This is a genomic window from Streptomyces sp. NPDC056738 (genome assembly GCF_042790435.1).
In the GTDB taxonomy this organism is placed as follows: domain Bacteria; phylum Actinomycetota; class Actinomycetes; order Streptomycetales; family Streptomycetaceae; genus Streptomyces.
The window spans coordinates 276,765-301,941 of record NZ_JBHTZF010000014.1; the positions used below are offsets into that span (position 1 = coordinate 276,765).

Genomic DNA, 25,177 nt, shown 5'->3' on the forward strand with positions numbered 1-25,177 from the left:
GAAGGGAAAGCGGCCGGGTCTTCACTTGTTCTCCATGACTCGGCCGCTTTTCGATGTTTGCGGAGGGAGGGATGGCGTGTTTACGGTTCTGGACCGCTCACACACTGTCTCACCCACCCCAAGGACGCATTCACGATGAAGCAGTCTGCTGCCAAGACCCTCGGCGTCGCCGCTCTCGGCGCCGCTTTCGCCGCTGTCGGCGCGGGCGCCGCGAACGCCGCCCCGGCCCTGCCGGAGGCCTCCTCGGCGCTGGACACCGTCACCAAGACGCTGCCCGCCGAGAACGTCGCCTCGGCGCTGCCGGGTGCCGGTCAGGTGCTCGCCCAGGGCCAGAGCGCCCTCGGCACGGGTGTGGCCGCCGCGCAGCCCGCCGCCTCGCGTCTGCTCGCCGACGGGCCGACCGCGCCCGTGGCCGGACTGCTCGGAGGGCTGCCGCTGCAGGGGCTGCCCACGCACGGCCTGCCGGTCAACGGCATTCCGCTGGGCTGACGTCCGAGGCCGGACGCAGGCCCCCCGCCTGTCCGAGCCCGGGGCCTTGCGTCCGTACGCGGACGCGCCGCGCGCGTCGCGGCCGTGCCGATCCCGGCCGCACGAACGCCGGTGGGGCACACCCTGTTCGGGTGTGCCCCACCGGCGTTCGCCGTCGGTCCGCGGGCCGCCACCGGGTGCCCGCCAGGGTCACCGGGGACCGTCCGCCCGGTTCACCAGGCGGTGCGCGAGACCTTGTCCTCGGACGGGAAGAGGATCCACAGCGCTATGTAGAGCAGGAACTGCGGGCCGGGGAGCAGGCAGGACAGGACGAAGACGACACGCATCGTCGTCGCCGAGGTGCCGAAGCGCCGTGCCAGCGCAGCACAGACTCCGCCGATCATGCGGCCGTTCGTGGGGCGGGCAAGGGCGGTCATGGTGGCTCCTTCGCGAACCGTCGTCGAGTGCCGGCGGGGCCGGCTTCGTCGTTCTCATCGGTGCCTTCACCGATGTCCTCAACGCTACGAGGACGACGTGCGCGACACCTCGCTCCAGGGGGCGATCCCGACCCTGGCAATCGTCGGGGTCCGACCCTGAGCCTGGTCCTCCGGGAGGACGGTCGCGCGGCGCCGCCTCTCGGCCCTGCGGCGGAACCGGGCCCTGAGGGCGGGTACGACCGCGAGATGCGCGAGCGCCACGCCGAGGGTGTTCAGCAGGATCGAGTCGATGTCCACGACCTGGCCCGGCACCCCGGTCTGGAGCAGTTCTATGCCCAGCGACAGCAGCACGCCGGCGGCGGTGGTCCGCAGGAGCGACCCGAGCGGGGAGACGGCGAGCCTGCCTCCCGCCATCGGGAGCAGCACACCCAGCGGGGCGAGCAGGCCGAGGCCCGCGGCGATGCGCCGGGCGGCCACCGCCGGGCCCAGTGCGAGGTCGGCTCTGATACCCGCGAAGGGCCGCAGGTTGGCGGCGCTCACCCAGGGGACGTCCAGCGGCCGCAGCGTGATCCAGGCGACGAGCGCCAGGTGTGCGACGAGGAGGACACCTCCTGCCACACGGACGCGGGTGACGGCGCTGCCGTCCTCTGAACCATGACGCTGCACGCCCCCCAAGACGCGGGGTCCGGCACGATCGGTTCCGCTGCGAAGCGTTTCGGCCCCGTGGCGTTACGAACCCCGGACAGTCGTCGACGCCGGGGCCGTGTCGCCCGGCGCGGCGCGCATCTCCGGGGTGCACTCGTAGCTGCGCAGGCCGGAGGGGGCGGGACCGCCCAGGACGACACTGCCGTCGTCCCGCGCGGCCGCCGAGTCCGAGAAGGTGCACACGATCTGGGCGAGGGCCGTGCGCGTGAGGTTCTGCGGCGGGGTGCTCAGCCGCAGCGTGTCCTCGGGATCCCCGTCGTGGGGCCCGCCGACCGTCATGCCGCCACGTACGTCCGTCGTGTACCCGGCCTGCTCCTCGGGCGTCGAGGGCGCCTCGGCGAGCTCGTCCAGCAGCGCCTGGGCCACCAGGACCCGGCGTGCCGACTCCGCCGTACCGTCCGGGATGCGCACCGACCGGTCGACCGTGACCAGTTGTTCCGAGCAGAGCAGGAAGACCTGGACCGGCACCCCGTGCGAGGACTGGGTGGTGATGTCCGGGCCGGAGAGGGCGCAGGGCACCCGCGAGGGCGCCGGACCGAAGTCGGTGGGCACCTGGGTGGGACGGATACCGCATCCGGTGAGCAGCACGCCGAGCAACGCAACGGCCAGCCAGGGCAGCACCCTCCTTTGTGAGGTGGTGTGCGCCCGTGGGCCGGTGGGGTGTGCGGGGGTCATCCGGTGGTGCCTTCCGTGCCGTTCCCGTGCGCGGAGGCGTCCCGGCCCCGCGGGTGGTCGGCGAGCAGTTCCGACGGGTCCCGGGGGAGGCGCAACGTGAAGACCGCCCCGCCCTCGGGCGCGTTCGCCGCGGTGATCTCGCCGCCGTGGATGTGCGCGTTCTCCAGGGCGATGGAGAGGCCGAGACCGCTGCCCTCGGAGCGCGGACGGGACGCGCTGGCCTTGTAGAACCGGTCGAAGACGTGCGGCAGGACGTCCTCGGGAATGCCGGGACCGTGGTCCTGCACCTCGATGACCAGTTCCTCGCCCTCCATCCGCACCGACACCCGTACCGGCGAGCCGCCGTGCTTGAGCGCGTTGCCGATCAGGTTCGCCAGGATCACGTCGAGGCGGCGCGGGTCGAGCCGCGCCATCTTGCCGCGCTCGGCGTCCAGCTCGACGGCGTCCAGCCAGGCGCGCGCGTCGATGCAGGCGGTGATCTGGTCGGCGATGTCCACGTCGTCGAGGATGAGCCGGGCGGTGCCCGCGTCGAAGCGGGTCACCTCCATCAGGTTCTCGACGAGGTCGCCCAGGCGCCGGGTCTCGCTGACGACGAGCCGTACGGCCGGCTCGATCATCGGGTCGACGCTGCCGGTCTCCGCGTCCAGCTCCTCTTCGAGGATCTCGGTGACGGCGGTGATCGCGGTGAGCGGCGTGCGCAGTTCGTGCGACATGTCGGCGACGAACCGGCGGGACGCCTCGTCCCGCGCGCTCATGTCCGCGACCCGTTTCTCCAGCGACTCCGCCGTACGGTTGAACGTCCGTGACAGATCCGCGAGTTCGTCCGTGCCGGAGACCCGCAGCCGGGTGTCCAGCTTGCCCTCGCCGAGCCGGCGCGCCGCGATGCCCAGCCGGTGCACCGGCTTGAGGACCGTGGTCGCGGCGGCCTGGGCGAGCAGCGCCGAGCCGATCAGCGCGAGCCCCGTCGCGATCCCCAGCGACCAGGCCAGGGAGTTGAGGTCCTTGGCCTCCGGCTCCAGGGACTTGAGCATGTAACCGGTCGTGCTGCCGTCGATCACCCGGGCACCGCCCACGAGGTACGACTTGTCGTGTTCGGTGATCCGCTGCCAGTACAGGTGGTACGCGGACGTGTTCGTCGAGGTCAGCGGCTGCTGCTTGTTCACCGCCTTCTGGAGGGACTTCGGAACGTCCTCCAGCGTGAAGGTGTCCAGCTCGGAGTTGCCGGTGATCATCTTGCCGTCGGCGGCCTCGGCCGTCAGCAGCACACTGAAACGCTGGCTGCTGTTCGCCATCTGCCCGGCCGTGCGCTGGAGTTCGTCCTGCGCCGGGTGCACGGGCAGCATGCTCGCGTGGTTGCGCATCTCCTGCTGGAAGTCGCGCAGCACCGCGTCCTGCGTGCGCGTCAGCACGGCCTCGCGGTTGAGCCAGTACGCGATGCCCGAAGCGGACACCGCCGCGGTGAGCGCGACGAGTCCGAACACCACGACCAGCCGCAGCCGAAGACTGGTGAAGCGCAGACCGGACAGCAACGCCTTGCGCGCCGCGGCCCAGCCGCGGAGCTTGTCCTGCGGTTTGGTCACTGAGGGTTGTCCAGCCGATAGCCGACGCCGCGCACGGTACGGATCAGAGTGGGCGAGGACGGCACGTCCTCCACCTTCGCGCGCAGCCGCTGCACACAGGCGTCGACCAGACGCGAGTCGCCCAGGTAGTCGTGCTCCCATACGAGACGCAGCAACTGCTGCCGGGACAGGGCCTGTCCGGGCCTGCGGCTCAGCTCCAGGAGCAACCGCAGCTCGGTGGGCGTCAGTTGCAGATCCTCACCGTTCTTCGTGACCGTCATCGCGGCACGGTCGATGACCAGCGAGCCGAACGAGGCCGAGTCGTTCGCCTCCCGCTCGCCGCGGCGCAGCACGGCACGGATCCGGGCGTCGAGCACCCGGCCCTGCACCGGCTTGACGACGTAGTCGTCGGCGCCGGACTCCAGTCCGACCACGACGTCGATGTCGTCACTGCGCGCGGTCAGCAGGATGATCGGCAACTGGTCGGTGCGCCGGATGCGCCGGCACACCTCGAATCCGTCGATGCCGGGCAGCATCACATCCAGCACGATCAGATCCGGTCGCTGCTCGCGCAGCAACTTCAGACCGTCCTCGCCGGTGGCAGCGGTGGCCACGCGGTGTCCCTGGCGCGTCAGTGAGAGCTCCAGGGCCGTCCGGATGGCGTCGTCGTCCTCGATCAGCAACAGGGAAGGCACGAACGTCATTCTGGCCCATGTCATGCGTGTGTATCGACTGTTGGAGCGCTCCCACTCGACTCCCGCACCCAACGAGGGGTCCCGTCGCCTGCCGCCGGGGCCCGAGTGGTCGTCTGCGTAGTCGTACCGCTCTTCTCTGTGATCGCGCTGTGCCGCACCCCGGGGCGGGCCCTGTGACAGGTCTGTGACAGTCGGCGGACACGGCCATGAAGTGGGCCCGGCAAGCTTTTCGACACAAGGCAGGACGCACGACGGAACGAACCGAAGGTCCGGGACTCCACGACGGGGGGCGCGAGATGAACACGCTGCACAGCACCAGCACTAGCGCAGTTGTCACGCGGCTCCACGACGTCACCCGGGCCACGGAGAAGTCCGGGGTCGTGAGCGGACGGGGGTGCGCTCGCGGTGCCGGGCGTCAGCACACCGCGTACATGACGGTGGTTGACGGTTACACGGGGGAGAACACCACGGCGCAGGCCGCCGTGGGCACGACGGGGGGGAAGGCTCACGGGGGAGCCGCGTACGGGGAGGGCTCGGGGGAGCGTCGTTCCGGGGCGGGGAGCGTGGAGGCCGAAGCGGCCTTCACCGCCTACGTCCAGGAGCGCCGCGCCTCCCTGTACGCAACCGCCTACCACCTGACCGGTGACCGCTTCGAGGCCGAGGACCTGCTGCAGAGCGCGCTGTTCTCGACGTACCGGGCCTGGGACCGGATCAGCGACAAGGCCGCGGTCGGGGGCTACCTCCGCCGCACCATGACGAACCTGCACATCAGCGCGTGGCGCCGCCGCAAGCTGAACGAGTACCCGACCGAGGAGCTGCCGGAGACGCCCGGCGACACGGACGCGATGCGCGGCACCGAGCTGCGCGCGGTCCTGTGGCAGGCGCTGGCCCGGCTGCCCGAACTCCAGCGGACGATGCTGGTCCTGCGGTACTACGAGGGCCGCACCGACCCGGAGATCGCGGAGATCCTCGGCATCAGTGTCGGCACGGTGAAGTCCAGCATCTGGCGCTCGCTGCGCCGGATGCGCGAGGACGAGGTCCTCAGCTTCGGCCGTGACGAGGAGGAGTCCTTCGGGGAGCTTGTCGCCTGAGGGGCACGGAGGCCGGCTCCGGGGGGAGCCGGTGACGGGGGAGTCGGTTCCGGGGGGAGCCGACACCGAACGGGGTCACGGGGAAACGGGTCACGGGGAATCGACCGTGTCACGGGGGACCACGGGGGAAACGGAAGAAGGTCCAGGCGGTCGGGGGTCCGCTTGGACCTTCTTTCGTGTTTTCGGGAAGCGGGCCGTTACGCGGTCGCCGTGGGTGCCGTCGCGCGCGGCGCGGCCGGGGAGGCCGACGCGGCCTTCAGCCGGCCGAGCGCCTCGTCCCGGTCGCAGGGGTGGGCGCCCAGGGCGGCCTGGCGGGCCACGATGGAACGCTCGGTGCGCATCAGCCGCCAGCCGCGCCGCAGCAGGAAGGGCACCGACTTGCGGCCCTCCTTCAGATCCCGCAGGAACCGGCGCCGGAACGTGGTGACCGCGCCCCGGGACAGGCACAACGCGTCGGCGAGGACGCCGAGTTCACGGCAGCGCCCGACGATCTCGGCGGCGAAGATGCCCTCCGCGATGAACAGCGGCGCCCCGTCGATGCCCAGGGCCTCGGTCCCGGTGCGGGCGCTCAGCGAGATGTCGTAGACGGGGATGGTCGTACGTCCCGTACGGCACAGTTCCTCGATCGCGGCGACGGCGGTGTCCGCGTCCCACGACTGCGGGTGGTCCCAGTCGATGTCCTCGCTGCCCTCGACCTGGGGCAGCGTCGGATCCGTGGCCTCTTTGTAGAAGTCGTCGAGGCGCAGCACGGGGAGCCCGGAAGCGGCGGAGAGAAGGGACTTCCCGGAGCCGGAGGGGCCGCAGAGCAGCACCACGCGGGCGGGTATCGGGAGAGGGGAACCCAATGGTCTGTACCTTCTGTGACAGGTCCGGCGGCGCCGCGCGTCGGCGCGGCTCCCCGCCATTATCCCCGGCTTTGCCGAATGTGCGGACGGATGTCGGACGGATGTGACGAGTGGCGCTGATATGCCTGTTGCCCCGCAGGAGCGAATCCGCCGCGCGGGCCGCCCGACGCCCGATCCCGTCAACTACTCTGCGTATCGCATCAATCGCATTCAGCTTCCGACCCGTCACCCCTGAACCCCCGCTAGCCGAAGAGGAACACCTGATGGCGCGACACGCAGCCCAGCGGAACACCCTGGCCCGTACGACGGCGCGGATCACCGCGGTGGCCGGCGTGGCCGCCGCCGGCGCGGCCGCGGTCACCCCGGCCTTCGCGGCCGCGGCCCCCGCCGTGGACGCCCCGCACCACCGGTCCGGCTCGCTCGGCAACCTCGACCCGCTGGCGGGACTGGCGGCGCTGAACGGGACCACGGGCTATGTCCTGGGCCCGATCGAGGGCCTCAAGCCCAACCCGCTGGCCGGCACCGGCGTCGACCCGCTCGACAACGGCGTGGGCACCCAGCTCGCGGACTTCAAGCCGCTGACCTCCAAGGCGCTCACCGGGCCGGTGGCGCAGGCGCGGTCGATCGGCGGCATCCCGGTGCTCGGCCAGGTGACCGGACTCCTCCACTGACCACTCCCGCACGGGCCGACGGCCCCCGGGCATGAGAGAGCCGCGCTCCCCCTGGACGGAGGGGAAGCGCGGCTCTCTCGTGTCGCGGGGCCCCGGGGACACGGATCGGGGCCCCGGCGTCTCAGCGCCGGCCCGCGGGGCGGGCCGGACTCAGTAGGACGAGCCCGAGGCGCCCAGGGAGCCCGTCGGGTGCCAGACGGTCTTCGTCTCCAGGAAGGCCGTCAGGCGCTCGGTGCCGGGGGTGCGCGCGTAATCCACAGGCTGTGGACGAAGGACGCGCTTCAGGTTGTCCGCGGCCGCGATCTCCAGCTCCTTCGCCAGCACCTCGTCGGCGCCGGCCAGGTCGATCGCGTTGACGTCCTGGTGCGAGGCCAGCGGGGCCGCGATCTCCGCGGTCCGGCCGGACAGGATGTTCACCACACCGCCGGGCACGTCGGAGGTGGCCAGCACCTCGCCCAGCGACAGCGCCGGGAGCGGGGACTTCTCGCTGGCGATCACGACGACCGTGTTGCCGGTGGCGATCACCGGGGCGATCACGGACACCAGCCCGAGGAAGGACGACTCCTGGGGCGCGAGGACCGTCACCACGCCCGTCGGCTCGGGGGAGGAGAGGTTGAAGTACGGGCCCGCGACCGGGTTGCCGCCGCCCACGACCTGGGCGATCTTGTCGGTCCAGCCCGCGTACCAGACCCAGCGGTCGATCGCCGCGTCGACGACGGCCGCGGCCTTCGCCTTAGACAGACCCTCCGCGTCGGCCACCTCGCGGACGAACTGCTCCTTGCGGCCCTCCAGCATCTCGGCGACGCGGTACAGGACCTGTCCGCGGTTGTACGCCGTCGCGCCGGACCAGCCGCCGAACGCCTTGCGCGCCGCGACGACCGCGTCACGGGCGTCCTTCCGGCTCGACTGCGGAGCGTTCGCCAGCCACTTGCCCTTGGAGTCGCTCACCTCGTACACCCGGCCGCTCTCGGAACGCGGGAACTTGCCGCCCACGTACAGCTTGTAGGTCTTGAAGACGCTCAGGCGCTGCTGCTCGGACTTCTCGGCTGCACTCATTTATCGCTCGCCCTCCGGGCTAGACGGGGCGAGGTACGCCTCCAGACCGTGCCGGCCGCCCTCGCGGCCGAAGCCCGACTCCTTGTACCCGCCGAACGGCGAGGTCGGGTCGAACTTGTTGAACGTGTTGGACCAGACGACGCCCGCGCGGAGCTTGTTCGCCACGGCGAGGATCCGGGAACCCTTCTCGGTCCAGATGCCCGCCGAGAGGCCGTACGCGGAGTTGTTGGCCTTGGCGACCGCCTCGTCCGGGGTGCGGAACGTCAGGACGGACAGCACCGGACCGAAGATCTCGTCGCGGGCGATGGTGTGCGCCTGGGTGACGTTCGTGAACAGCGTCGGGGCGAACCAGTAGCCGGAGGACGGGAGTTCACAGGCCGGCGACCAGCGCTCGGCGCCCTCCGCCTCACCCTGCTCGACGAGCGTGGTGATACGGGAGAGCTGCTCGGCGGAGTTGATCGCGCCGATGTCCGTGTTCTTGTCCAGCGGGTCGCCGAGGCGCAGCGTCGACAGACGGCGCTTGAGCGAGTCGAGCAGCTCGTCGTGGATCGACTCCTGGACCAGCAGCCGGGAACCCGCGCAGCAGACCTGGCCCTGGTTGAAGAAGATGCCGCTGACGATGCCCTCGACGGCCTGGTCGATCGGGGCGTCGTCGAAGACGATGTTCGCGCCCTTGCCGCCCAGTTCGAGCGTGACCTTCTTGTGCGTGCCCGCGATCTGGCGGGCGATCGCCTTGCCGACGGCGGTCGAGCCGGTGAAGGCGACCTTGTCCACGTCCGGGTGCTCGACGAGTGCCGCGCCCGCGTCGCCGTACCCGGGAAGGATGTTGACGACACCCTTGGGCAGGCCGGCCTGGCGGCAGATGTCCGCGAAGAACAGCGCCGTCAGGGGCGTGGTCTCCGCGGGCTTGAGGACGACCGTGTTGCCGGTCGCGAGGGCCGGCGCGATCTTCCACGCCAGCATCAGCAGCGGGAAGTTCCAGGGGATGACCTGGCCCGCGACGCCCAGCGGACGCGGGTTCGCGCCGAAACCGGCGTGGTCGAGCTTGTCGGCCCAGCCCGCGTAGTAGAAGAAGTGCGCGGCGACCAGGGGGAGGTCGGCGTCGCGGGTCTCCTTGATCGGCTTGCCATTGTCCAGCGTCTCCAGGACGGCGAGCTCACGGCTGCGCTCCTGGATGATCCGCGCGATGCGGAACAGGTACTTGGCGCGCTCGGAGCCGGGCAGCGCGGACCACTTCACGAAGGCCTTGCGGGCCGCCTTCACCGCGCGGTCGACGTCCGCCTCGCCCGCCTGGGCGATCTCGGAGAGGACCTCCTCGGTGGAGGGGGAGACGGTCTTGAAGACCTTGCCCTCGGCGGCCTCGGTGAACTCACCGTCGATGAACAGGCCGTAGGAGGGGGCGATATCGACGACGGAGCGGGACTCGGGCGCCGGTGCGTATTCGAATGCGGAAGCCATGATGGATCAGTCCACCGTCACGTAGTCGGGGCCGGAGTAGCGGCCGGTGGCCAGCTTCTGACGCTGCATCAGCAGGTCGTTCAGGAGCGAGGACGCGCCGAAGCGGAACCAGTGGTTGTCCAGCCAGTCCTCGCCCGCGGTCTCGTTCACCAGGACCAGGAACTTGACGGCGTCCTTCGTGGTGCGGATACCGCCGGCCGGCTTCACGCCGACCTGCACGCCGGTCTGGGCGCGGAAGTCGCGGACGGCCTCCAGCATCAGCAGCGTGTTCGCGGGCGTCGCGTTCACGGCCACCTTGCCGGTGGACGTCTTGATGAAGTCGGCACCGGCCAGCATGCCGAGCCAGCTCGCGCGCCGGATGTTGTCGTACGTCGACAGTTCGCCGGTCTCGAAGATGACCTTCAGGCGGGCGGCGCCCGAGGCCTCCTTCACGGCGACGATCTCGTCGTACACCTTCAAGTATCTGCCCGCGAGGAACGCCCCGCGGTCGATGACCATGTCGATCTCGTCGGCGCCCGCGGCGACGGCGTCACGCACGTCGGCCAGCTTCACGGGGAGCGCGGCGCGGCCGGCCGGGAACGCGGTCGCGACCGAGGCGACCTTCACCCCGGAGCCGGCGACGGCCTCCTTCGCGACGGCCACCATGTCGGGATAGACGCAGACCGCGGCCGTGGTGGGCGTCGTCCGGTCGGTCGGGTCCGGGAGGACCGCCTTGGCGCCGAGCGCCCGGACCTTGCCCGGGGTGTCCGCGCCTTCCAGCGTCGTCAGGTCGACCATCGAGATGGCGAGGTCGATGGCGTACGCCTTCGCGGTGGTCTTGATGGAACGGGTGCCGAGCGAGGCGGCGCGCGCCTCCAGGCCGACCGTGTCGACGCCGGGCAGCCCGTGGAGGAAGCGGCGCAGCGTGCTGTCGGACGCCGTCACGTCGCCGAGGGCGTGTGCTGGTGCAGAGGTGGGCATGGTCACCAGACGAGCATATCTACGCGCGTAGCGGCTTGTACAGCCCCGGGGTCCCGGGCGGATTTTTTCCACCGCGCGGTGTGCCGCCTTGCCCGCCGGCCGAGAGGCGTCTCTGCCCTCCGGGCGGGATGCCCCCGGGTACGCTCCCCGCCCCGGCCCGCGACCAGCGTTTCTTCGCCCCCTCCGCCCCTACCCGTCCCATACCTGGGGCTCCGCCCCAGACCCCGCTCCTCAAACGCCGGAGGGGCTGAAAATCTCGCCGGCCGGGGCTGAATCCTGCTGGAACCGTCTGGATCACGCACCCGCAGCCGGGATCCGGCGTGAGGGGACGTGCCGGTACATCAATGGCCGTCGCCACCGACGCCCACATCTCCGCCCGACGGCGACGGGCTGATGCACCGGCACGGCCCCGTCCCGCCCACCGGAGCGACACCGCCGACGTCAGCCCCGTCCCGCCCACCGGAGCGACACCGCCGACGTCAGCCCCGGCCCGCCCACCGGAGCGACACCGCCGACGTCAGCCCCGTCCCGCCCACCGGAGCGACACCGCCGACGTCAGCCCCGTCCCGCCCGCGCGTCGATCTGCCAGCACGCCGCCGTGAAGCGGACCTCCCCCTCGTGGACGTACGGATCGAACGCGGGCCGGACCGCCGAGACGACCCGCGACCTCGTCGTCTCGTCCGCGTCACGCAGCGCGATCCCGACCGGCCCGAACCGGCTGAAGTACGGGACCAGCTCCTTCTCGGGCATGACGCACTCCACGTCGACGGCCCGGAGACCGACCCCGGTCCACCCGGCCCCCTCCAGCAGCCGCCGCACCTTGTCCGCGTCCGCCAGCGCGAACTGCCCCGGCGCATCGGGATCCCGCGCGGGCAGATCCGGCATGAGCGGCGCCGCCGCCCGCTCGGCCGTCGTCATGAACGGGTTCTCCGCGACGTCCCGCCAGACGACGAACCTCAGCACGGCACCGTCCTTCGCGGCCCGCCGCAGATTCGCGAAGGCCCGCACCGGATCGGAGAAGAACATGACCCCGAAGCGGGAGACGACCGCGTCGAACTCCCCGGGCGGCTCGAAGACGTGATCCTGCGCGTCGGCGCGGACGAACGAGACGGCTCCGACGCCCGCACCCACCGCCTCCGAACCGACCCGCTCCGAACCGACCCGCTCCGAACCCGCCCGGTCCGCACCCACCCGCTCCGCCCGAGCCCGAGCCGCCCCCACCATCGGCTCCGAGATGTCGACCCCGACACACGACCCCCCGGCCCCGAGCCGCCGCGCGATCGCCACCGTCGTGCCGCCCGTACCGCAGCCCACGTCGAGGACCCGACCCCCCTGCCCGGCCGGAAACGTCTCGACGAGCAGCCTCTCCAGCGGCGCGAACATCGCGTCCACCATGTCCTGGGCCTCGACCCAGGCATTCCCGGACGGCCCGTTCCAACGAGCGGCCTGCTCGTCACCCACGGCGTCACCGCCCGCGTCCCCCACCGTGTCACCCGCCTCGCGACCGGATCCCATCACGCCTCCTGTGGTTGCCCTCACGGCCTGGAGATGCCACCGTCCTACTTCAAGCCGACTTGAGGTCAAGACGATGCCGGATCTGGATATCGCCGAAGTGGCACGCCGCGCCGGAGTACCCGCTTCGACCCTGCGGTACTACGAGGAGAAGGGGCTCATCGCCCCGACGGGCAGACGCGGCCTGCGCCGCCAGTACGACCCCGCAGTCCTGGAACGGCTGGCACTGATCGCGATGGGCCGGTCCGCCGGATTCTCGCTGGACGAGATCGCCCGGATGTTCACGCCCGAAGGGCCCCCGCGCATCGACCCCCGGACCCTGCTCGACAAGGCCGACGAACTGGACCGGACGATCCGCGAGCTGGAGGTCCTGCGCGACTCCCTGCGGCACACCGCCGCCTGTCCCGCGCCCAGCCACATGGAATGCCCGACCTTCCGCCGGATCATCGGGGCGGTCGTGGCCGGCACGGTGGTCCCGGGGAGACGGGCGGCACGGAGCCCTTCGCGACCATAGCGAGACCCGACCGAGCTCAAGCACGCGGCGCACGTCGGGCACAATCGGGACCATGACGACCCCCGACCACCAGTCACCCCTTCCGGACGCCTCGCGACCCGAGGCCAGGGACCGGATCTACCGGTCCCCCGCCGGTATCGCGGGCGGCGTCCTCCTGCTCCTCATCGTGGGCTGGCTCGGCTTCGACGCGCTGGTCTCCGGCCACGGCCGCACCCCTTGGCTGGCGCTCGCCGGACTGATCCTGATCGTCCCCGTCGTGACCGCGTTCACCCTGCGCCCCGCCGTCTACGCCAACGAGGACCGCCTGCGCGTCCGCAACCCGCTGCGCGTGATCGTGCTCCCCTGGAGCAAGGTCGCCTCGCTGCGGTCGCACTACTCGAACGAGGTGATCGACACCTCGGGCACGAAGTACCAGCTCTGGGCGGTGCCGGTGTCGCTGCGGGCCCGCAAGAAGGCGGCCCGGCAGACGGCTCAGGGCGCGCCCGGCCGCGGGGGCTCGCCGGCCCGCGCGTCCGCCTTCGGCCGGTCCGCCGCCACCGACACGCCGGTCCGCCCCGAGACCGACCGGATCATGGACGATCTGCGCGAGCTGGCGGAGCACCGGGCGGCCGCGGAGGGCGCGCAGGGTGAGGTCACGGTGCGCTGGGCGTACGAGGTGATGGGCCCCGCGCTGGCCGGCCTCGTGGTCCTGGTCATCCTGCTCCTGATGGGCTGACGTCCGCCGGTACGACCGCCGGACCCTCAGGGCGCGCTCGGCCACACCAGGACCATGTACGCGCCGCAGTACGCCGAACCGAGGACCGCGGCCGTGAGGAACCCCGTCCTGAGGCGGCGTGAGGCGCGGGCCAGGTACAGGGCCAGGGGCAGCAGCAGCGGGAAGCCGGGGAGCAGGAAGCGGGCCCGCGGGAAGTAGACACCGCCGCTGCCGAGGACGATCAGCAGCAGGATCCCGGTGTAGACGAGGAGCGGGAGCGGCTGGCGGTCGCCCACCGACAGCGCGTACAGCGCCACGGCCGCCAGCAGGGTCACCGTCACCATCACCAGGAACAGCTCCGGCGAGGAGTTCCGCGCGAGGACCTCCCGCAGCCGGCGCGCGGTCTCCGCGCCGCCGTCCCACTCGTTGTGCCACAGCCGCTGCACGGCGAAGTAGCCGTCCCAGCGGCCCAGCCTGTGCCCCACCCAGCCGACGTACGCGAGCCAGCCGGCCGGGGCCAGGACGACCGCGCCGAGCGCCCGGAGCGAGAAGCCGCGGCGCAGCGACAGCAGCGCGGCCACGGCCACGGCGGCGGCCACCGCGACACCGGTGGGCCGGGTCAGCCCCGCGAGCGCCGCCAGCGAGGCGGCCCACAGCAGCCGGCCGCTGAGGACCGCGTAGAGCGCCCACGCGGCGAAGGCGGTGAACAGCGACTCCGTGTAGCCCATCCACTGGACGAGCCCCACCGGCAGGGCCGCCCACAGCACGGTCAGCAGCACCCCCACGCGGCGGCCGTGGAGACGGCTGCCGACCGCGTGGACGCCCCACGCGGCGGCGAAGGAGCCCAGGACCGCGATCGCGAGCCCGGTCGAGGCGCGCGAACCGGGGGTCACGGCCGCGACGGCCTTGACCAGGACCGGATAGAGCGGGAAGAACGCCAGGTTGTTCGCGTCGAACGCGGTGCCCAGGTGGCGTGCGTAACCGTGGTCGGCGATGCCGAGGTACCAGTCCGCGTCCCACTGGGCCGCCAGGATCGGCCAGACGCCGTGATGCCTGCGGTGCGCCCAGAGCGCGAGGGTGAGCAGTCCGGTGAGACGGACGGCCGCGTAGGCGGTCAGGGCGGGGGCCGCGTGCCGCAGACCGGCGCGGACCAGGGCGAGGCGGCCGGCGGCGCCGGGCGCGTGCCGGGCGGCCGGGACGCCGGGGACGGTCCCGCCGGGCGCCGTTCGGGGCGGGGCGGACGTCCGCCGGGAATCGGTCGAGGGCACGCGGCGGCTCCTGGGACTCGAAGGTGCGCTGCCGGTAACCGTTCCTCGGTCGTCCGGTGGCGCACGGGAGCGCTGCGTCAACTGCCCTGCGGAAATCACCCGTAAGAAGGGCGGACGAGCGTGTCAGAACCTCACCGGAAGCCCCACACAGCTCCCCGCACGGGAATCCCGCACCGGAAGCCCCACACAGCTCCCCGCACGGGAATCCCGCACCGGAAGCCCCACACAGCTCCCCGCACGGGAATCCCGCACCGGAAGCCCCGCGCAGCTCCCCGCATGCGAAACCCGCACCGGAAGCCCCGCACTGCTCCCCGCACGGGAAACGCGCACCGGGAAGCCCCACACAGCTCCCCGCACCGGAACCCCGCACGGCCCCCGGGCGGAGGCGACGGACACGCCGCGCCCCCGCCCGGGATGCTCACCGGGGTGCCCCCGGGAAATGAACTCAGATGCCTGCCGCGGCCGACAGGTCTCGCTTGATCGCCGTCAGCAGCTCGGCCGCCCTCGCGTGGGCCGCCGGGAGCTCGGCGTGGCCGCCGACGGGCACCACGACCTCCAGGTAGCACTTCAGCTTGGGCTCGGTGCCGCTCGGCCGGACGATGACCCGGGCGCCGTCCAGCGTGTAGCGCAGGCCGTCCGTGGGCGGCAGCTTGTCCGTCCCCCGGGTCAGGTCCTCGGCGCTGGTGATGGCGAGGCCCGCGAGCTCTGTGGGCGGCTGCTCGCGCAGCCGGCGCATGGCGTTCGCGATGACCGAGAGGTCCTCCACCCGCACCGAGAGCTGGTCGGTGGCGTGCAGCCCGTACGCGACGGCGATGTCGTCGAGGAGATCCAGCAGGGTCCGGCCCTGCTCCTTGAGCTCCGAGGCCAGCTCGGTGACGAGCAGGGCCGCGGTGATGCCGTCCTTGTCGCGTACGCCGTCGGGGTCGACGCAGTAGCCGAGCGCCTCCTCGTACCCGAAGCGCAGCCCCTCGACGCGGGCGATCCACTTGAAGCCGGTGAGCGTCTCCTCGTACGGCAGGCCCGCGCCCTCGGCGATCCGGCCGAGCAGCGAGGAGGAGACGATCGACTCGGCGAACACGCCGCGCGCGCCGCGTCGTACCAGGTGCTCGGCGAGCAGCGCGCCGACCTCGTCGCCGCGCAGCATGCGCCAGTCGGCTCCGGCCTTCACGGCCACGGCGCACCGGTCGGCGTCCGGGTCGTTGGCGATGATCAGGTCGGGTTCCGCCGCGCGGGCCGCCGCGAAGGCGAGGTCCATCGCGCCGGGCTCCTCCGGGTTGGGGAAGGCCACGGTCGGGAAGTCCGGGTCGGGCTCGGCCTGCTCGGCGACGAGCACCGGCTCGGGGAACCCGGCCCGCGCGAAGGCCGCGAGCAGCACGTCCTTGCCGACGCCGTGCATGGCCGTGTAGACGGTGCGGGCGGTACGCGGCGAGCCCTCGGCGAGGACGGCGTCCGTACGGGCCAGGTAGGCCTCCAGGACGCTCTCGTCGAGGATCTCCCAGCCGGACTCGGGGCGCGGCACGTCCGCGAGCGCGCGGACCGCGTCGATCTCGGCGGCGATCTCCGCGTCGGCCGGCGGGACGATCTGCGAGCCGTCGCCGAGGTAGACCTTGTAGCCGTTGTCCCGGGGCGGGTTGTGGCTGGCGGTGACCTCCACGCCCGCGACCGCGCCGAGATGCCGTATGGCGTAGGCGAGGACGGGGGTGGGCAGCGGCCGGGGCAGGACGGCGGCGCGCAGGCCCGCGCCCGTCATCACGGCCGCCGTGTCCCGGGCGAAGTCCTCGGACTTGTGGCGGGCGTCGTAGCCGATCACCACGAGGCCGCCGGTCTGTCCCTTGGCCTTGAGATACGCGGCGAGTCCGGCCGCGGCCCTGATGACCACGCTGCGGTTCATCCGCATCGGCCCCGCGCCGAGCTCACCGCGCAGGCCCGCGGTGCCGAACTGGAGCGTTCCGCTGAAGCGGGCGGTCAGCTCGGTGACGTCCGCCGCCGCGACGAGCTTGGCGAGTTCGTCACGGGTCTCCGCGTCGGGGTCCTCGGCCAGCCACGCCTCGGCCCGCGCGACGATGTCGTCCTGCACCTGGGGTGCACCTCTCTTCGGTCGTACGGCTTCCGTGTGCCCGGGTCGTTCCGCCCCCGGCGCCGGGGGCGCGTGACCCTGTCGCCTACAGACGATCCAGCACCTGGGTCAGAAGTTCCCCCATGCGCGCGGCCGAGTCGCGGCCGGCCTGGAGGACTTCCTCGTGGTTGAGGGGCTCGCCCGTCATGCCGGCGGCGAGGTTGGTGACGAGGGAGATGCCGAGCACCTCGGCGCCCGCCTCGCGCGCGGCGATGGCCTCGAGGGTCGTCGACATGCCCACGAGGTCGGCGCCGATGACACGGGCCATCCGGATCTCGGCGGGGGTCTCGTAGTGCGGGCCGGGGAACTGCGCGTAGACGCCCTCCTCCAGGGAGGGGTCCACCTCCTTGCACAGCGCGCGCAGCCGCGGCGAGTACAGGTCGGTGAGGTCCACGAAGTTCGCGCCGACGATCGGCGAGGTGGCCGTCAGGTTGATGTGGTCGCTGATCAGCACGGGCTGGCCGGGGCGCATGCCCTCGCGCAGGCCGCCGCAGCCGTTGGTGAGCACGATGGTCTTGCAGCCGGCGGCGACGGCGGTACGGACGCCGTGCGCGACGGCGGCGACCCCGCGGCCCTCGTAGAAGTGGGTGCGGCCGAGGAAGACCAGGGCGCGCTTGTCGCCGATCCGGTACGAGCGGATCTTGCCGCCGTGGCCCTCGACCGCCGGCGGCGGGAAACCGGGCAGCTCGGTGACGGGGAACTCGGCCTCGGGGGTGCCGAGGGCGTCCACCGCGGGAGCCCAGCCGGAGCCCATCACGAGGGCGACGTCGTGAGTCTCGGCGCCCGTCAGCTCACGCAGGCGCGTGGCGGCGGCGTCGGCGGCGGCGTGGGGGTCGCCCTGGATGTCGTCCGGAAGAAGAGATGCGTTCACGCGCAAGAGCGTAGCCGGTTCGGGCCTACGCGCGTAGATGACAGTGCTCACGGTCTTGCGATCGTTGTCTTGTCGTTTCCGACAAACGACCGAGACCGAGACCACCTCGCACCGCCCCGAGACGCCGCGGAGCGGCGGGGTGACGAGGGCGCCTGGGCGTCGGGCCGAGGCGGGCGGGCGGGTGGGAGACACGCCGCGGAGCGGCGGAGAGGCGACGGCACCCTCGTGACCGGCCGAGACGGGCGGGCGGGTGGGAAAAGCGCCGCGGAGCGGCGGGGTGACGAGGGCACCTTGGCGTCGGGCCGAGACGGGCGGGCGGGTGGGAAAAGCGCCGCGGAGCGGCGGAGCACGCCGGTAGGACAGACGTCAGCAGGGCCGCTTGCGCAGCTCCATGACGTAGTCGTGAGGAGCCCCGGCGGACTCGGCGGCGTCCGCGATCTCGCCGAGATAACGCGCCGAGGGCAGTCCCCCCTCGTACCCGTTCAGTACGTAGACCCACGCGCTCTCCTCACCCTCCAGTGTGTGCACACGTACACGCATCCGGCGGTAGACGTCGAGGCCGACGCCCTCCCAGCGGTCCATGGAGTCCTCGTCCGGCGGGGCGAGGTCGTACAGCGCCACGAAGACCTGGGACCGCGGCGCCTCGACGATGGTCGCGAGGGCCCCCTCCCAGCCCATGTGCTCGCCGCCGAAGGTCAGCCGCCAGCCGTTCAGCCAGCCCGTCGCGCGCAGCGGCGAATGCGGGGCGCGGCGCGTCATGAGCCGCGGATCGAGATTGCCGGCGTACGCGGCGTAGAGCGACATGGGGTCGAGGGTACGTCAGCGGCACGCGGGCCTCTCACGTAACAAAGTGGCTCGGATGCGCCGGACTCGGGGCCCCTGGGCGGAAGCACCTTGAAGCGTGCGGGACAATGGAGTACGTGACTCGGATCGTGATCATCGGTGGCGGACCCGGCGGATATGAAGCGGCGCTGGTCGCCGCGCAGCTCGGCGCGGAGGTGACCGTCGTCGACTGCGACGGTCTGGGCGGGGCGTCGGTGCTCACCGACTGCGTGCCGTCGAAGACTCTGATCGCCACGGCCGAGGTGATGACGACCTTCGACTCCTCCTACGAGGAGCTGGGGATCATCGTCGCGGACGACACCCCACCCATGGAGCAGGCGGCCAAGGTGGTCGGCGTCGACCTCGGCAAGGTCAACCGCCGTGTGAAGCGGCTGGCGCTCGCCCAGTCCCACGACATCACCGCCTCCGTGACCCGGGCCGGCGCCCGTGTCCTGCGCGGCCGCGGACGGCTGGAGGGCATGCAGGCCCTGGACGGCTCCCGCAAGGTCGTCGTGAGCGCCGCGGACGGCACCGAGGAGACCCTCACCGCCGACGCCGTGCTCATCGCCACCGGCGGACACCCGCGCGAGCTGCCCGACGCGCAGCCCGACGGCGAGCGCATCCTGAACTGGACCCAGGTCTACGACCTCGACGAGCTGCCCGAGGAGCTCATCGTGGTCGGCTCCGGTGTCACCGGTGCCGAGTTCGCCGGTGCCTACCAGGCGCTCGGCTCCCGCGTCACCCTCGTCTCCAGCCGCGACCGCGTGCTGCCGGGCGAGGACCCGGACGCCGCCGCAGTCCTCGAGGACGTCTTCCGCCGCCGCGGCATGAACGTCATGGCCCGTTCCCGCGCCGAGTCCGCCAAGCGCGTCGGCGACCGGGTCGAGGTCACGCTCGCCGACGGCCGGGTCATCAGCGGCACGCACTGCCTGATGGCCGTGGGTGCCATCCCGAACAGCAGCGGGATGGGCCTGGAGGAGGCCGGCGTCAAGGTCCGCGACTCCGGGCACATCTGGACCGACAAGGTCTCGCGCACCACCGCCCCGGGCGTGTACGCGGCCGGTGACGTGACCGGCGTCTTCGCCCTCGCGTCCGTCGCCGCCATGCAGGGCCGGATCGCGATGTACCACTTCCTCGGCGACGCGGTGGCCCCGCTGAACCTGAAGACGGTCTCCTCGAATGTCTTCACCGACCCGGAGATCGCCACCGTCGGCTACACCCAGGCGGACGTCGACGCGGGCAAGATCGACGCCCGGGTCGTGAAGCTGCCGCTGCTGCGCAACCCGCGCGCCAAGATGCAGGGCATCCGCGACGGCTTCGTCAAGATCTTCTGCCGCCCCGGCACCGGCATCGTGGTCGGCGGTGTGGTCGTCTCCCCGCGTGCCTCGGAGCTCATCCACCCGATCTCGATCGCGGTCGACAACAATCTGACGGTCGAACAGATCGCGAACGCGTTCACCGTGTACCCGTCGCTGTCCGGCTCGATCGCCGAGGTGGCGCGGCAGCTCCACACCCGGAAGACCACGGGCGAGGGCTGAGGCCTCCTGCCGACTCCCCGCTGGTCACGGGGAGTTGGTCACGCTCCGCAGCGCGAGGCCGGTGAGAGTGGGCACGTATACCACTGAGCACCCCGCCATGCGAACAACTTCTGTTATTCGGCGCAAACTGCTGAAAGCAGACGGTCGTTGGGGTTACTGTCAGTTTCGTGTTCGCTGCAGAACGTCGCCAATTGATCCTCGAAATGGTGCGAGCGAACGGGGCCGTGTCGCTCCGTGAGCTCGCCCGCGTCGTCCAGACCTCCGAAGTGACCGTACGGCGGGACGTGCGCGCGCTGGAGGCAGAAGGACTCCTCGACCGCCGGCACGGCGGTGCGGTATTGCCGGGCGGGTTCACGCGGGAGTCCGGCTTTCCGCAGAAATCGCATCTCGCGACCGCCGAGAAGACGGCCATCGCCGATCTCGCCGCGGGTCTCGTCGAAGAGGGCGAGGCCATCGTGGTGGGGGCGGGGACCACCACGCAGGAGCTGGCCCGCCGGCTCGCGCGGGTGCCCGGCCTGACCGTCGTCACCAACTCCCTGCTGGTGGCCCAGGCGTTGGCCCACGCCAACCGCGTCGAGGTCGTGATGACCGGCGGCACCCTGCGCGGTTCCAACTATGCCCTGGTCGGCTCGGGTGCGGAGCAGTCCCTGCAAGGACTGCGCGTGTCCCGGGCGTTCCTCTCCGGGAGCGGTCTGACCGCCGAGCGCGGACTCTCCACGTCCAACATGCTCTCGGCGTCCGTGGACCGTGCCCTCGTCCAGGCCGCCGCGGAGGTCGTGGTCCTCGCCGACCACACCAAGCTCGGGACGGACACCATGTTCCAGACCGTGCCGACCGACCTCATCACCCGGCTGGTCACGGACGAGCCACCCGCCCATGACGACCGGGCGGCCACGGAACTGCAGGCCCTGGCCGATCAGGGCGTGCAGATCGCGGTGGCGGGGTCATCGGCGTCGGGCGGTGCGGGAGGTGATCCGCTTCCGGCGGGGCGTCAGCCACGTCGGGACGTACCGCTCCCGGGTCCGCGCCGCGGCCAGGTGGTCCCGGGCTCGGGACCGCAACTACGGAGCGCGACGGTGATGGGGGACCAGCCCCCGGCCGAACGGGCACGAGTGGCCGATCTGCGACGCCGCTGAGCGGTGTCCCCGGGACGGTGAAGCGGACGGCCGAGCCCCTCGGCCGACCGACCGGACCGGCTCACCGGTCCCAGGCCGTGCATCAGATCGGTTCACGGCTCACGGTTCACGGTTCACGGCTCACGGTGCCGGGTCACCGGAGCAGGGCGGTCCGCGTTCCCGGGCCGCAGGCCGGGCGGTTCACGGTGCCGGGCCACCGGGGGTACGGCGGTCCATGCCGCCGGGCCGCGGGCCGGGTGGCTCACCGGTAAGGCCCGCAGGCCGGGCCGGTTCACGGTTTCAGCCCGCGCAGGGTCAGGTTCAGCAGCCGGTCGGCCAGCGCGGGATCGTCCGGGGTTTCCTCCGCGGCCAGCGCGATCGCGTTGGTCAATTGGAGGAGATCCCCGATCGAGACGTCGGGGCGTACGGCCCCCGACTCCTGGGCGCGCAGCAGCAGGGCGCCGCCCGCCTCACGCATCGGGGCACTGCACCGGGCCAGGTGCGAACCGTCGTCCTGCGAGGCCGACATGAGGGCGCGGGCGAGTCCCCGGTACGCGCCCGCGTGCGAGATGATCTCGCGCAGCCACTCCACCAGCGCGGTGCACGGCTGCGGGGCGTCGAGCAACTCGTGCGAACGGGCGAGCAGATCGCTCACCGCGTCCTCGAAGACCGCGCTCATCAGGGCGTGCCGGTTCGGGAAGTGCCGGTACAGCGTGCCGATTCCGACGCCCGCGCGCCGGGCCACGTCCTCCAGGGACGCGTCCGTGCCGTGCGCGGCGAACGCGGAGCGCGCCTCCGCGAGCAGCCGTCCGTGGTTGCGCCGGGCGTCCGCCCGCATCACCCGCGGCGCTCCTGGGTCCTGGGCGGGCCCGGACGTTCCGGCCCACTCCTTCGCGGTCGCGCCCACCATGGCCTCCACCTGCCCTCTTCCCACCCGTCCGGCTGCGCTCCAGGATGCCACCGGCGGCCGCCGGACGGACGTGCGCGGGCTCCGCGCCGGACGGCTCGAAGCATCATGGACGGTTGCGCGGCTGCGACGCCGGGCGCCGCCCGGCCCGGGATCCACTCCGCACGCGCAAACGCCCGCCGGGTTGTTCCGTACGGGAAGCCCCTGGCGGCGGTTCCGTACGCGGAAGCGCCCGGCGGGCCGCGGAGGGCGGTTCGCCGGGCGCTTCTGACGCCACGGGACGGGTGTGTCACCCGTCCGCGTTTCAGTCCTTGATCTCGCAGATCGGGGCGCCGGACGTCACCGAGGCGCCGACCTCCGCGCTCAGGCCCTTGATGGTGCCGGAGCGGTGCGCGTTCAGGGGCTGTTCCATCTTCATGGCCTCCAGGACGACGATCAGATCGCCCTCCTTGACCTCCTGGCCCTCCTCGACGGCCACCTTGACGATGGTGCCCTGCATCGGCGAGGCGAGGGTGTCGCCCGAGGCGACCGGGCCGGACTTCTTCGCGGCCCGGCGCTTGGGCTTGGCGCCGGCGGCCAGACCGGTGCGGGCCAGCGACATGCCCAGCGAGACGGGCAGCGAGACCTCCAGGCGCTTGCCGCCGACCTCGACGACCACCGTCTCGCGGCCGGGCTCGTCGTCGGTCTCGGCGTCGGCCGGGGCGGCGAACGGCTTGATCTCGTTGACGAACTCGGTCTCGATCCAGCGGGTGTGGACCGTGAACGGGTCCTCCGAGCCGGTGAGCTCGGGGGCGAACGCCGGGTCCACGACCACCGCGCGGTGGAAGGGGATCGCGGTCGCCATGCCCTCGACCTGGAACTCGGCCAGGGCGCGGGCGGCCCGCTGGAGCGCCTGCTTGCGGGTGGCGCCGGTGACGATCAGCTTGGCGAGCAGGGAGTCCCAGGCCGGGCCGATGACGCTGCCGGACTCGACGCCCGCGTCCAGGCGGACACCGGGGCCGGTCGGCGCCGAGAAGGCCGTGACCGTACCGGGGGCGGGCAGGAAGTTGCGGCCCGGGTCCTCGCCGTTGATGCGGAACTCGATGGAGTGGCCGCGCAGTTCGGGATCGCCGTAGCCGAGCTCCTCGCCGTCCGCGATACGGAACATCTCGCGGACCAGGTCGATGCCGGCGACCTCCTCGGTGACCGGGTGCTCGACCTGCAGACGGGTGTTGACCTCCAGGAAGGAGATCGTGCCGTCCATGCCGACCAGGAACTCCACGGTTCCCGCGCCGACGTAGCCAGCCTCCTTGAGGATCGCCTTGGAGGACGCGTACAGCTCCGCCACCTGTGCCTCGGACAGGAAGGGGGCGGGGGCCTCCTCGACCAGCTTCTGGTGGCGGCGCTGGAGCGAGCAGTCACGCGTGGAGACGACGACCACGTTGCCGTGCTGGTCGGCCAGGCACTGCGTCTCCACGTGCCGGGGCTTGTCGAGGTAGCGCTCCACGAAGCACTCGCCACGCCCGAAGGCCGCGACCGCCTCGCGCACCGCCGACTCGTACAGCTCCGGCACCTCTTCGAGGGTGCGGGCGACCTTCAGGCCGCGTCCGCCGCCACCGAAGGCGGCCTTGATCGCGATCGGCAGACCGTGCTGCTCGGCGAACGCGACGACCTCGTCGGAACCCGAGACCGGGTCCGGGGTGCCCGCCACCAGCGGCGCGCCGGCGCGCTGCGCGATGTGCCGGGCGGCGACCTTGTCACCCAGGTCGCGGATCGCCTGCGGCGGCGGACCGATCCAGATCAGCCCGGCGTCGAGGACGGCCTGGGCGAAGTCCGCGTTCTCCGAAAGGAAGCCGTAACCCGGATGGATGGCATCCGCGCCCGAGTCCTTGGCGGCCTGCAGCACCTTGGCGAAGTCCAGGTAACTGGTGGCCGGAGTGTCACCGCCCAGCGCGAACGCCTCGTCCGCCGCACGGACATGCAGAGCGTCCCGGTCCGGTTCCGCATACACGGCAACGCTCGCGATCCCGGCATCCCGACATGCTCGGGCCACGCGGACAGCGATTTCGCCACGGTTGGCGATGAGCACCTTGCGCACGATGGCTCCCTCCTTGAAAACAAGCCGAGTTTAGGGACAGCCAACACGACACTTCGAGCTGTCCCCAGTGGTGAGCTTGCCCACACGGAGCGTGATACGAGGCTCGCCCTACCCGCGAAATCCCTTGTCGTGCCAAGGCACGCGGGAATCCTTCCCTGAACCCTAGCCCTCCGGTGTGGCCAAGGTCTCTGTGACTCCGTGCTGCGGCCCACAACGATTCTTTGTCGAGTCCCTACGAATGGCCCAACGATTCTTTGCCCTCGACGGAACCCTTGTCCCTGGGTTTACCCGTTAGTAGCGTTCGGGATGTCTGAGACGTACTTGGGGTAACAGCACGCGGAAGTGGGTGGGGCCGGTGGTACGGAGACCGCTGGTGTGGGTGGCGGCGATCGTGCTTTTCGTGGAGGCGATAGGTATCGCACTCCTCAACTGGTTCCTCGGGGTGGTCGTCGACCGCCAGGACATGTCCATGGCCGGGCTCGACTCCGACATGATGGCGCGGTCGTCGAAGATCGGCGGTCTTGTCTTCGGCCTCTACTTCCTGGCCTGTGCCGTGTCGGCCCTGCTGGTCGCGCTGCGGCAGCGCCCCCCGGGCGTGTTCGGGCGTGTCCTGCTGATCAGCGCCGCCGTGGTGCACGCCCTGCTCGGCGCCTTCACGGTGGGCCTGGTGGGCTGGGGAGCATTCACCTTCATGATGATGGTGCTCGCGTTGATCGTGTTCACCCTCCTGGCGTACGACGGCCGCGAGACCGGCCCCGTCGACGCCGCGCCGGAGACCGGCGGGACGGGTGACGGCGAGGGCGACGCGGCCGACACGGAGAGCACCGGACCCGACGCGAACGCGGACGGCGCCGGCTCGGGTGAGGGCGTCCCCGCGGGGACCGTCGACCTAGGGAAGGGCCCCGAGCCGAAGGGCGCCGAGGCGGCGACCGGCGACGTGACGGGTGCCGAGGCGAGGGATGCGGACGACCCGAGGGCCGCGGAGGAGGAGCCCGCGGTCGCGGGGGCGGCTCACTAGGCCACGGGGCCCCGTGACGGCGCCGGGTGGTCCGGGGCATGGTCCGGGCTCTCAGGCCGTCCTCGGGCGGCTACCGGCCGTCCTCGGGCACGCCCACGAGTCCGC

General features: G+C 72.0%; 24 protein-coding genes. 8 read left to right on the forward strand and 16 right to left on the reverse strand.

The window, feature by feature from the left end:
- The first annotated feature begins 135 nt into the window (after positions 1 to 135).
- The gene (locus ACFRIC_RS32805) at positions 136 to 489 is read left to right on the forward strand and encodes an ATP-binding protein (protein WP_382793398.1); all 354 of its coding nucleotides are present in this window, start codon (positions 136 to 138) and stop codon (positions 487 to 489) included.
- Positions 490 to 701: 212 nt separating this feature from the next.
- On the opposite strand, the gene ACFRIC_RS32810 is transcribed toward ACFRIC_RS32805, so the two are convergent.
- The 5 genes from ACFRIC_RS32810 to afsQ1 all read right to left on the reverse strand — a co-directional run bounded on the left by ACFRIC_RS32810 (position 702) and on the right by afsQ1 (position 4,539).
- Positions 702 to 905, reverse strand: a complete 204-nt coding sequence (locus ACFRIC_RS32810; protein ID WP_355773406.1) for a PspC domain-containing protein — start codon at positions 903 to 905, stop codon at positions 702 to 704.
- A gap of 84 nt (positions 906 to 989) precedes the next feature.
- Positions 990 to 1,571: a VanZ family protein gene (locus ACFRIC_RS32815; RefSeq protein ID WP_382793401.1), complete on the reverse strand. Its 582-nt coding sequence runs from the start codon at positions 1,569 to 1,571 to the stop codon at positions 990 to 992.
- Positions 1,572 to 1,634: 63 nt separating this feature from the next.
- Positions 1,635 to 2,285 carry a hypothetical protein gene (locus ACFRIC_RS32820; protein WP_382793404.1) on the reverse strand — a complete coding sequence of 217 codons (651 nt, stop codon included), beginning with the start codon at positions 2,283 to 2,285 and terminating at the stop codon, positions 1,635 to 1,637.
- Positions 2,282 to 3,865: an ATP-binding protein gene (locus tag ACFRIC_RS32825; protein WP_382793407.1), complete on the reverse strand. Its 1,584-nt coding sequence runs from the start codon at positions 3,863 to 3,865 to the stop codon at positions 2,282 to 2,284. Before ACFRIC_RS32825 ends, ACFRIC_RS32820 begins: the two co-directional genes overlap by 4 nt.
- A complete protein-coding gene (gene afsQ1, locus ACFRIC_RS32830) occupies positions 3,862 to 4,539 on the reverse strand; it encodes a two-component system response regulator AfsQ1 (protein ID WP_037625670.1) in 678 nt (225 codons plus the stop codon). Before afsQ1 ends, ACFRIC_RS32825 begins: the two co-directional genes overlap by 4 nt.
- Positions 4,540 to 4,835: 296 nt before the next feature.
- Between afsQ1 and ACFRIC_RS32835 the strand changes: the two genes are divergently transcribed.
- Positions 4,836 to 5,630, forward strand: coding sequence for a SigE family RNA polymerase sigma factor (locus tag ACFRIC_RS32835; protein ID WP_382793411.1), 795 nt, complete (start codon positions 4,836 to 4,838; stop codon positions 5,628 to 5,630).
- 197 nt (positions 5,631 to 5,827) lie between these two features.
- Here ACFRIC_RS32835 and ACFRIC_RS32840 read toward each other — a convergent pair whose 3' ends face one another.
- A complete protein-coding gene (locus tag ACFRIC_RS32840) occupies positions 5,828 to 6,475 on the reverse strand; it encodes a uridine kinase (RefSeq protein ID WP_382793414.1) in 648 nt (215 codons plus the stop codon).
- Between the two features lie 263 nt (positions 6,476 to 6,738).
- On the opposite strand from ACFRIC_RS32840, the gene ACFRIC_RS32845 reads away from it, so the two are divergent.
- Positions 6,739 to 7,146, forward strand: a complete 408-nt coding sequence (locus tag ACFRIC_RS32845) for a hypothetical protein (protein WP_382793417.1) — start codon at positions 6,739 to 6,741, stop codon at positions 7,144 to 7,146.
- A gap of 150 nt (positions 7,147 to 7,296) precedes the next feature.
- Here the strand turns inward: ACFRIC_RS32845 and ACFRIC_RS32850 are convergent, their stop codons facing one another.
- The 4 genes from ACFRIC_RS32850 to ACFRIC_RS32865 all read right to left on the reverse strand — a co-directional run bounded on the left by ACFRIC_RS32850 (position 7,297) and on the right by ACFRIC_RS32865 (position 12,135).
- Positions 7,297 to 8,202, reverse strand: coding sequence for an aldehyde dehydrogenase family protein (locus tag ACFRIC_RS32850; RefSeq protein ID WP_382793420.1), 906 nt, complete (start codon positions 8,200 to 8,202; stop codon positions 7,297 to 7,299).
- On the reverse strand, positions 8,203 to 9,660 hold the full coding sequence (locus tag ACFRIC_RS32855) for an aldehyde dehydrogenase family protein (RefSeq protein ID WP_382793423.1): 1,458 nt from the start codon (positions 9,658 to 9,660) through the stop codon (positions 8,203 to 8,205).
- Positions 9,661 to 9,666: 6 nt separating this feature from the next.
- A complete protein-coding gene (deoC, locus tag ACFRIC_RS32860; RefSeq protein ID WP_382793536.1) occupies positions 9,667 to 10,620 on the reverse strand; it encodes a deoxyribose-phosphate aldolase in 954 nt (317 codons plus the stop codon).
- Between the two features lie 555 nt (positions 10,621 to 11,175).
- Positions 11,176 to 12,135: a class I SAM-dependent methyltransferase gene (locus ACFRIC_RS32865; protein WP_382793426.1), complete on the reverse strand. Its 960-nt coding sequence runs from the start codon at positions 12,133 to 12,135 to the stop codon at positions 11,176 to 11,178.
- A 73-nt stretch (positions 12,136 to 12,208) separates the two neighbouring features.
- Here ACFRIC_RS32865 and ACFRIC_RS32870 point away from each other — a divergent pair, with 73 nt between their 5' ends.
- Together ACFRIC_RS32870 and ACFRIC_RS32875 are read left to right on the forward strand one after the other, a co-directional pair.
- Positions 12,209 to 12,646, forward strand: a complete 438-nt coding sequence (locus ACFRIC_RS32870; protein WP_382793428.1) for a helix-turn-helix domain-containing protein — start codon at positions 12,209 to 12,211, stop codon at positions 12,644 to 12,646.
- A gap of 52 nt (positions 12,647 to 12,698) precedes the next feature.
- Complete coding sequence (locus ACFRIC_RS32875) at positions 12,699 to 13,361, forward strand: PH domain-containing protein (RefSeq protein WP_382793431.1); 663 nt, start codon at positions 12,699 to 12,701, stop codon at positions 13,359 to 13,361.
- 26 nt (positions 13,362 to 13,387) lie between these two features.
- Here the strand turns inward: ACFRIC_RS32875 and ACFRIC_RS32880 are convergent, their stop codons facing one another.
- The 4 genes from ACFRIC_RS32880 to ACFRIC_RS32895 all read right to left on the reverse strand — a co-directional run bounded on the left by ACFRIC_RS32880 (position 13,388) and on the right by ACFRIC_RS32895 (position 18,399).
- Positions 13,388 to 14,608, reverse strand: coding sequence for a hypothetical protein (locus ACFRIC_RS32880; RefSeq protein WP_382793434.1), 1,221 nt, complete (start codon positions 14,606 to 14,608; stop codon positions 13,388 to 13,390).
- A gap of 445 nt (positions 14,609 to 15,053) precedes the next feature.
- Positions 15,054 to 16,685 carry a phospho-sugar mutase gene (locus ACFRIC_RS32885; protein WP_382793437.1) on the reverse strand — a complete coding sequence of 544 codons (1,632 nt, stop codon included), beginning with the start codon at positions 16,683 to 16,685 and terminating at the stop codon, positions 15,054 to 15,056.
- An 85-nt stretch (positions 16,686 to 16,770) separates the two neighbouring features.
- A complete protein-coding gene (locus tag ACFRIC_RS32890) occupies positions 16,771 to 17,595 on the reverse strand; it encodes a purine-nucleoside phosphorylase (RefSeq protein WP_361691395.1) in 825 nt (274 codons plus the stop codon).
- Between the two features lie 366 nt (positions 17,596 to 17,961).
- Positions 17,962 to 18,399: a gamma-glutamylcyclotransferase gene (locus tag ACFRIC_RS32895; protein ID WP_382793441.1), complete on the reverse strand. Its 438-nt coding sequence runs from the start codon at positions 18,397 to 18,399 to the stop codon at positions 17,962 to 17,964.
- A 107-nt stretch (positions 18,400 to 18,506) separates the two neighbouring features.
- Here ACFRIC_RS32895 and ACFRIC_RS32900 point away from each other — a divergent pair, with 107 nt between their 5' ends.
- Both ACFRIC_RS32900 and ACFRIC_RS32905 read left to right on the forward strand, forming a co-directional pair.
- Positions 18,507 to 19,955, forward strand: coding sequence for an NAD(P)H-quinone dehydrogenase (locus ACFRIC_RS32900; protein ID WP_382793443.1), 1,449 nt, complete (start codon positions 18,507 to 18,509; stop codon positions 19,953 to 19,955).
- A gap of 167 nt (positions 19,956 to 20,122) precedes the next feature.
- Entirely contained in the window at positions 20,123 to 21,091 is a 969-nt protein-coding gene (locus tag ACFRIC_RS32905; RefSeq protein ID WP_361691386.1) for a DeoR/GlpR family DNA-binding transcription regulator, read from the forward strand.
- A 271-nt stretch (positions 21,092 to 21,362) separates the two neighbouring features.
- On the opposite strand, the gene ACFRIC_RS32910 is transcribed toward ACFRIC_RS32905, so the two are convergent.
- Positions 21,363 to 21,980, reverse strand: a complete 618-nt coding sequence (locus tag ACFRIC_RS32910; protein WP_382793447.1) for a TetR/AcrR family transcriptional regulator — start codon at positions 21,978 to 21,980, stop codon at positions 21,363 to 21,365.
- 301 nt (positions 21,981 to 22,281) lie between these two features.
- Positions 22,282 to 24,054, reverse strand: a complete 1,773-nt coding sequence (locus tag ACFRIC_RS32915; protein ID WP_382793450.1) for an acetyl/propionyl/methylcrotonyl-CoA carboxylase subunit alpha — start codon at positions 24,052 to 24,054, stop codon at positions 22,282 to 22,284.
- A gap of 400 nt (positions 24,055 to 24,454) precedes the next feature.
- On the opposite strand from ACFRIC_RS32915, the gene ACFRIC_RS32920 reads away from it, so the two are divergent.
- Positions 24,455 to 25,072 (forward strand): hypothetical protein, encoded by a 618-nt coding sequence (locus tag ACFRIC_RS32920; protein ID WP_382793453.1) that lies wholly within the window; start codon positions 24,455 to 24,457, stop codon positions 25,070 to 25,072.
- Positions 25,073 to 25,177: the final 105 nt, after the last annotated feature.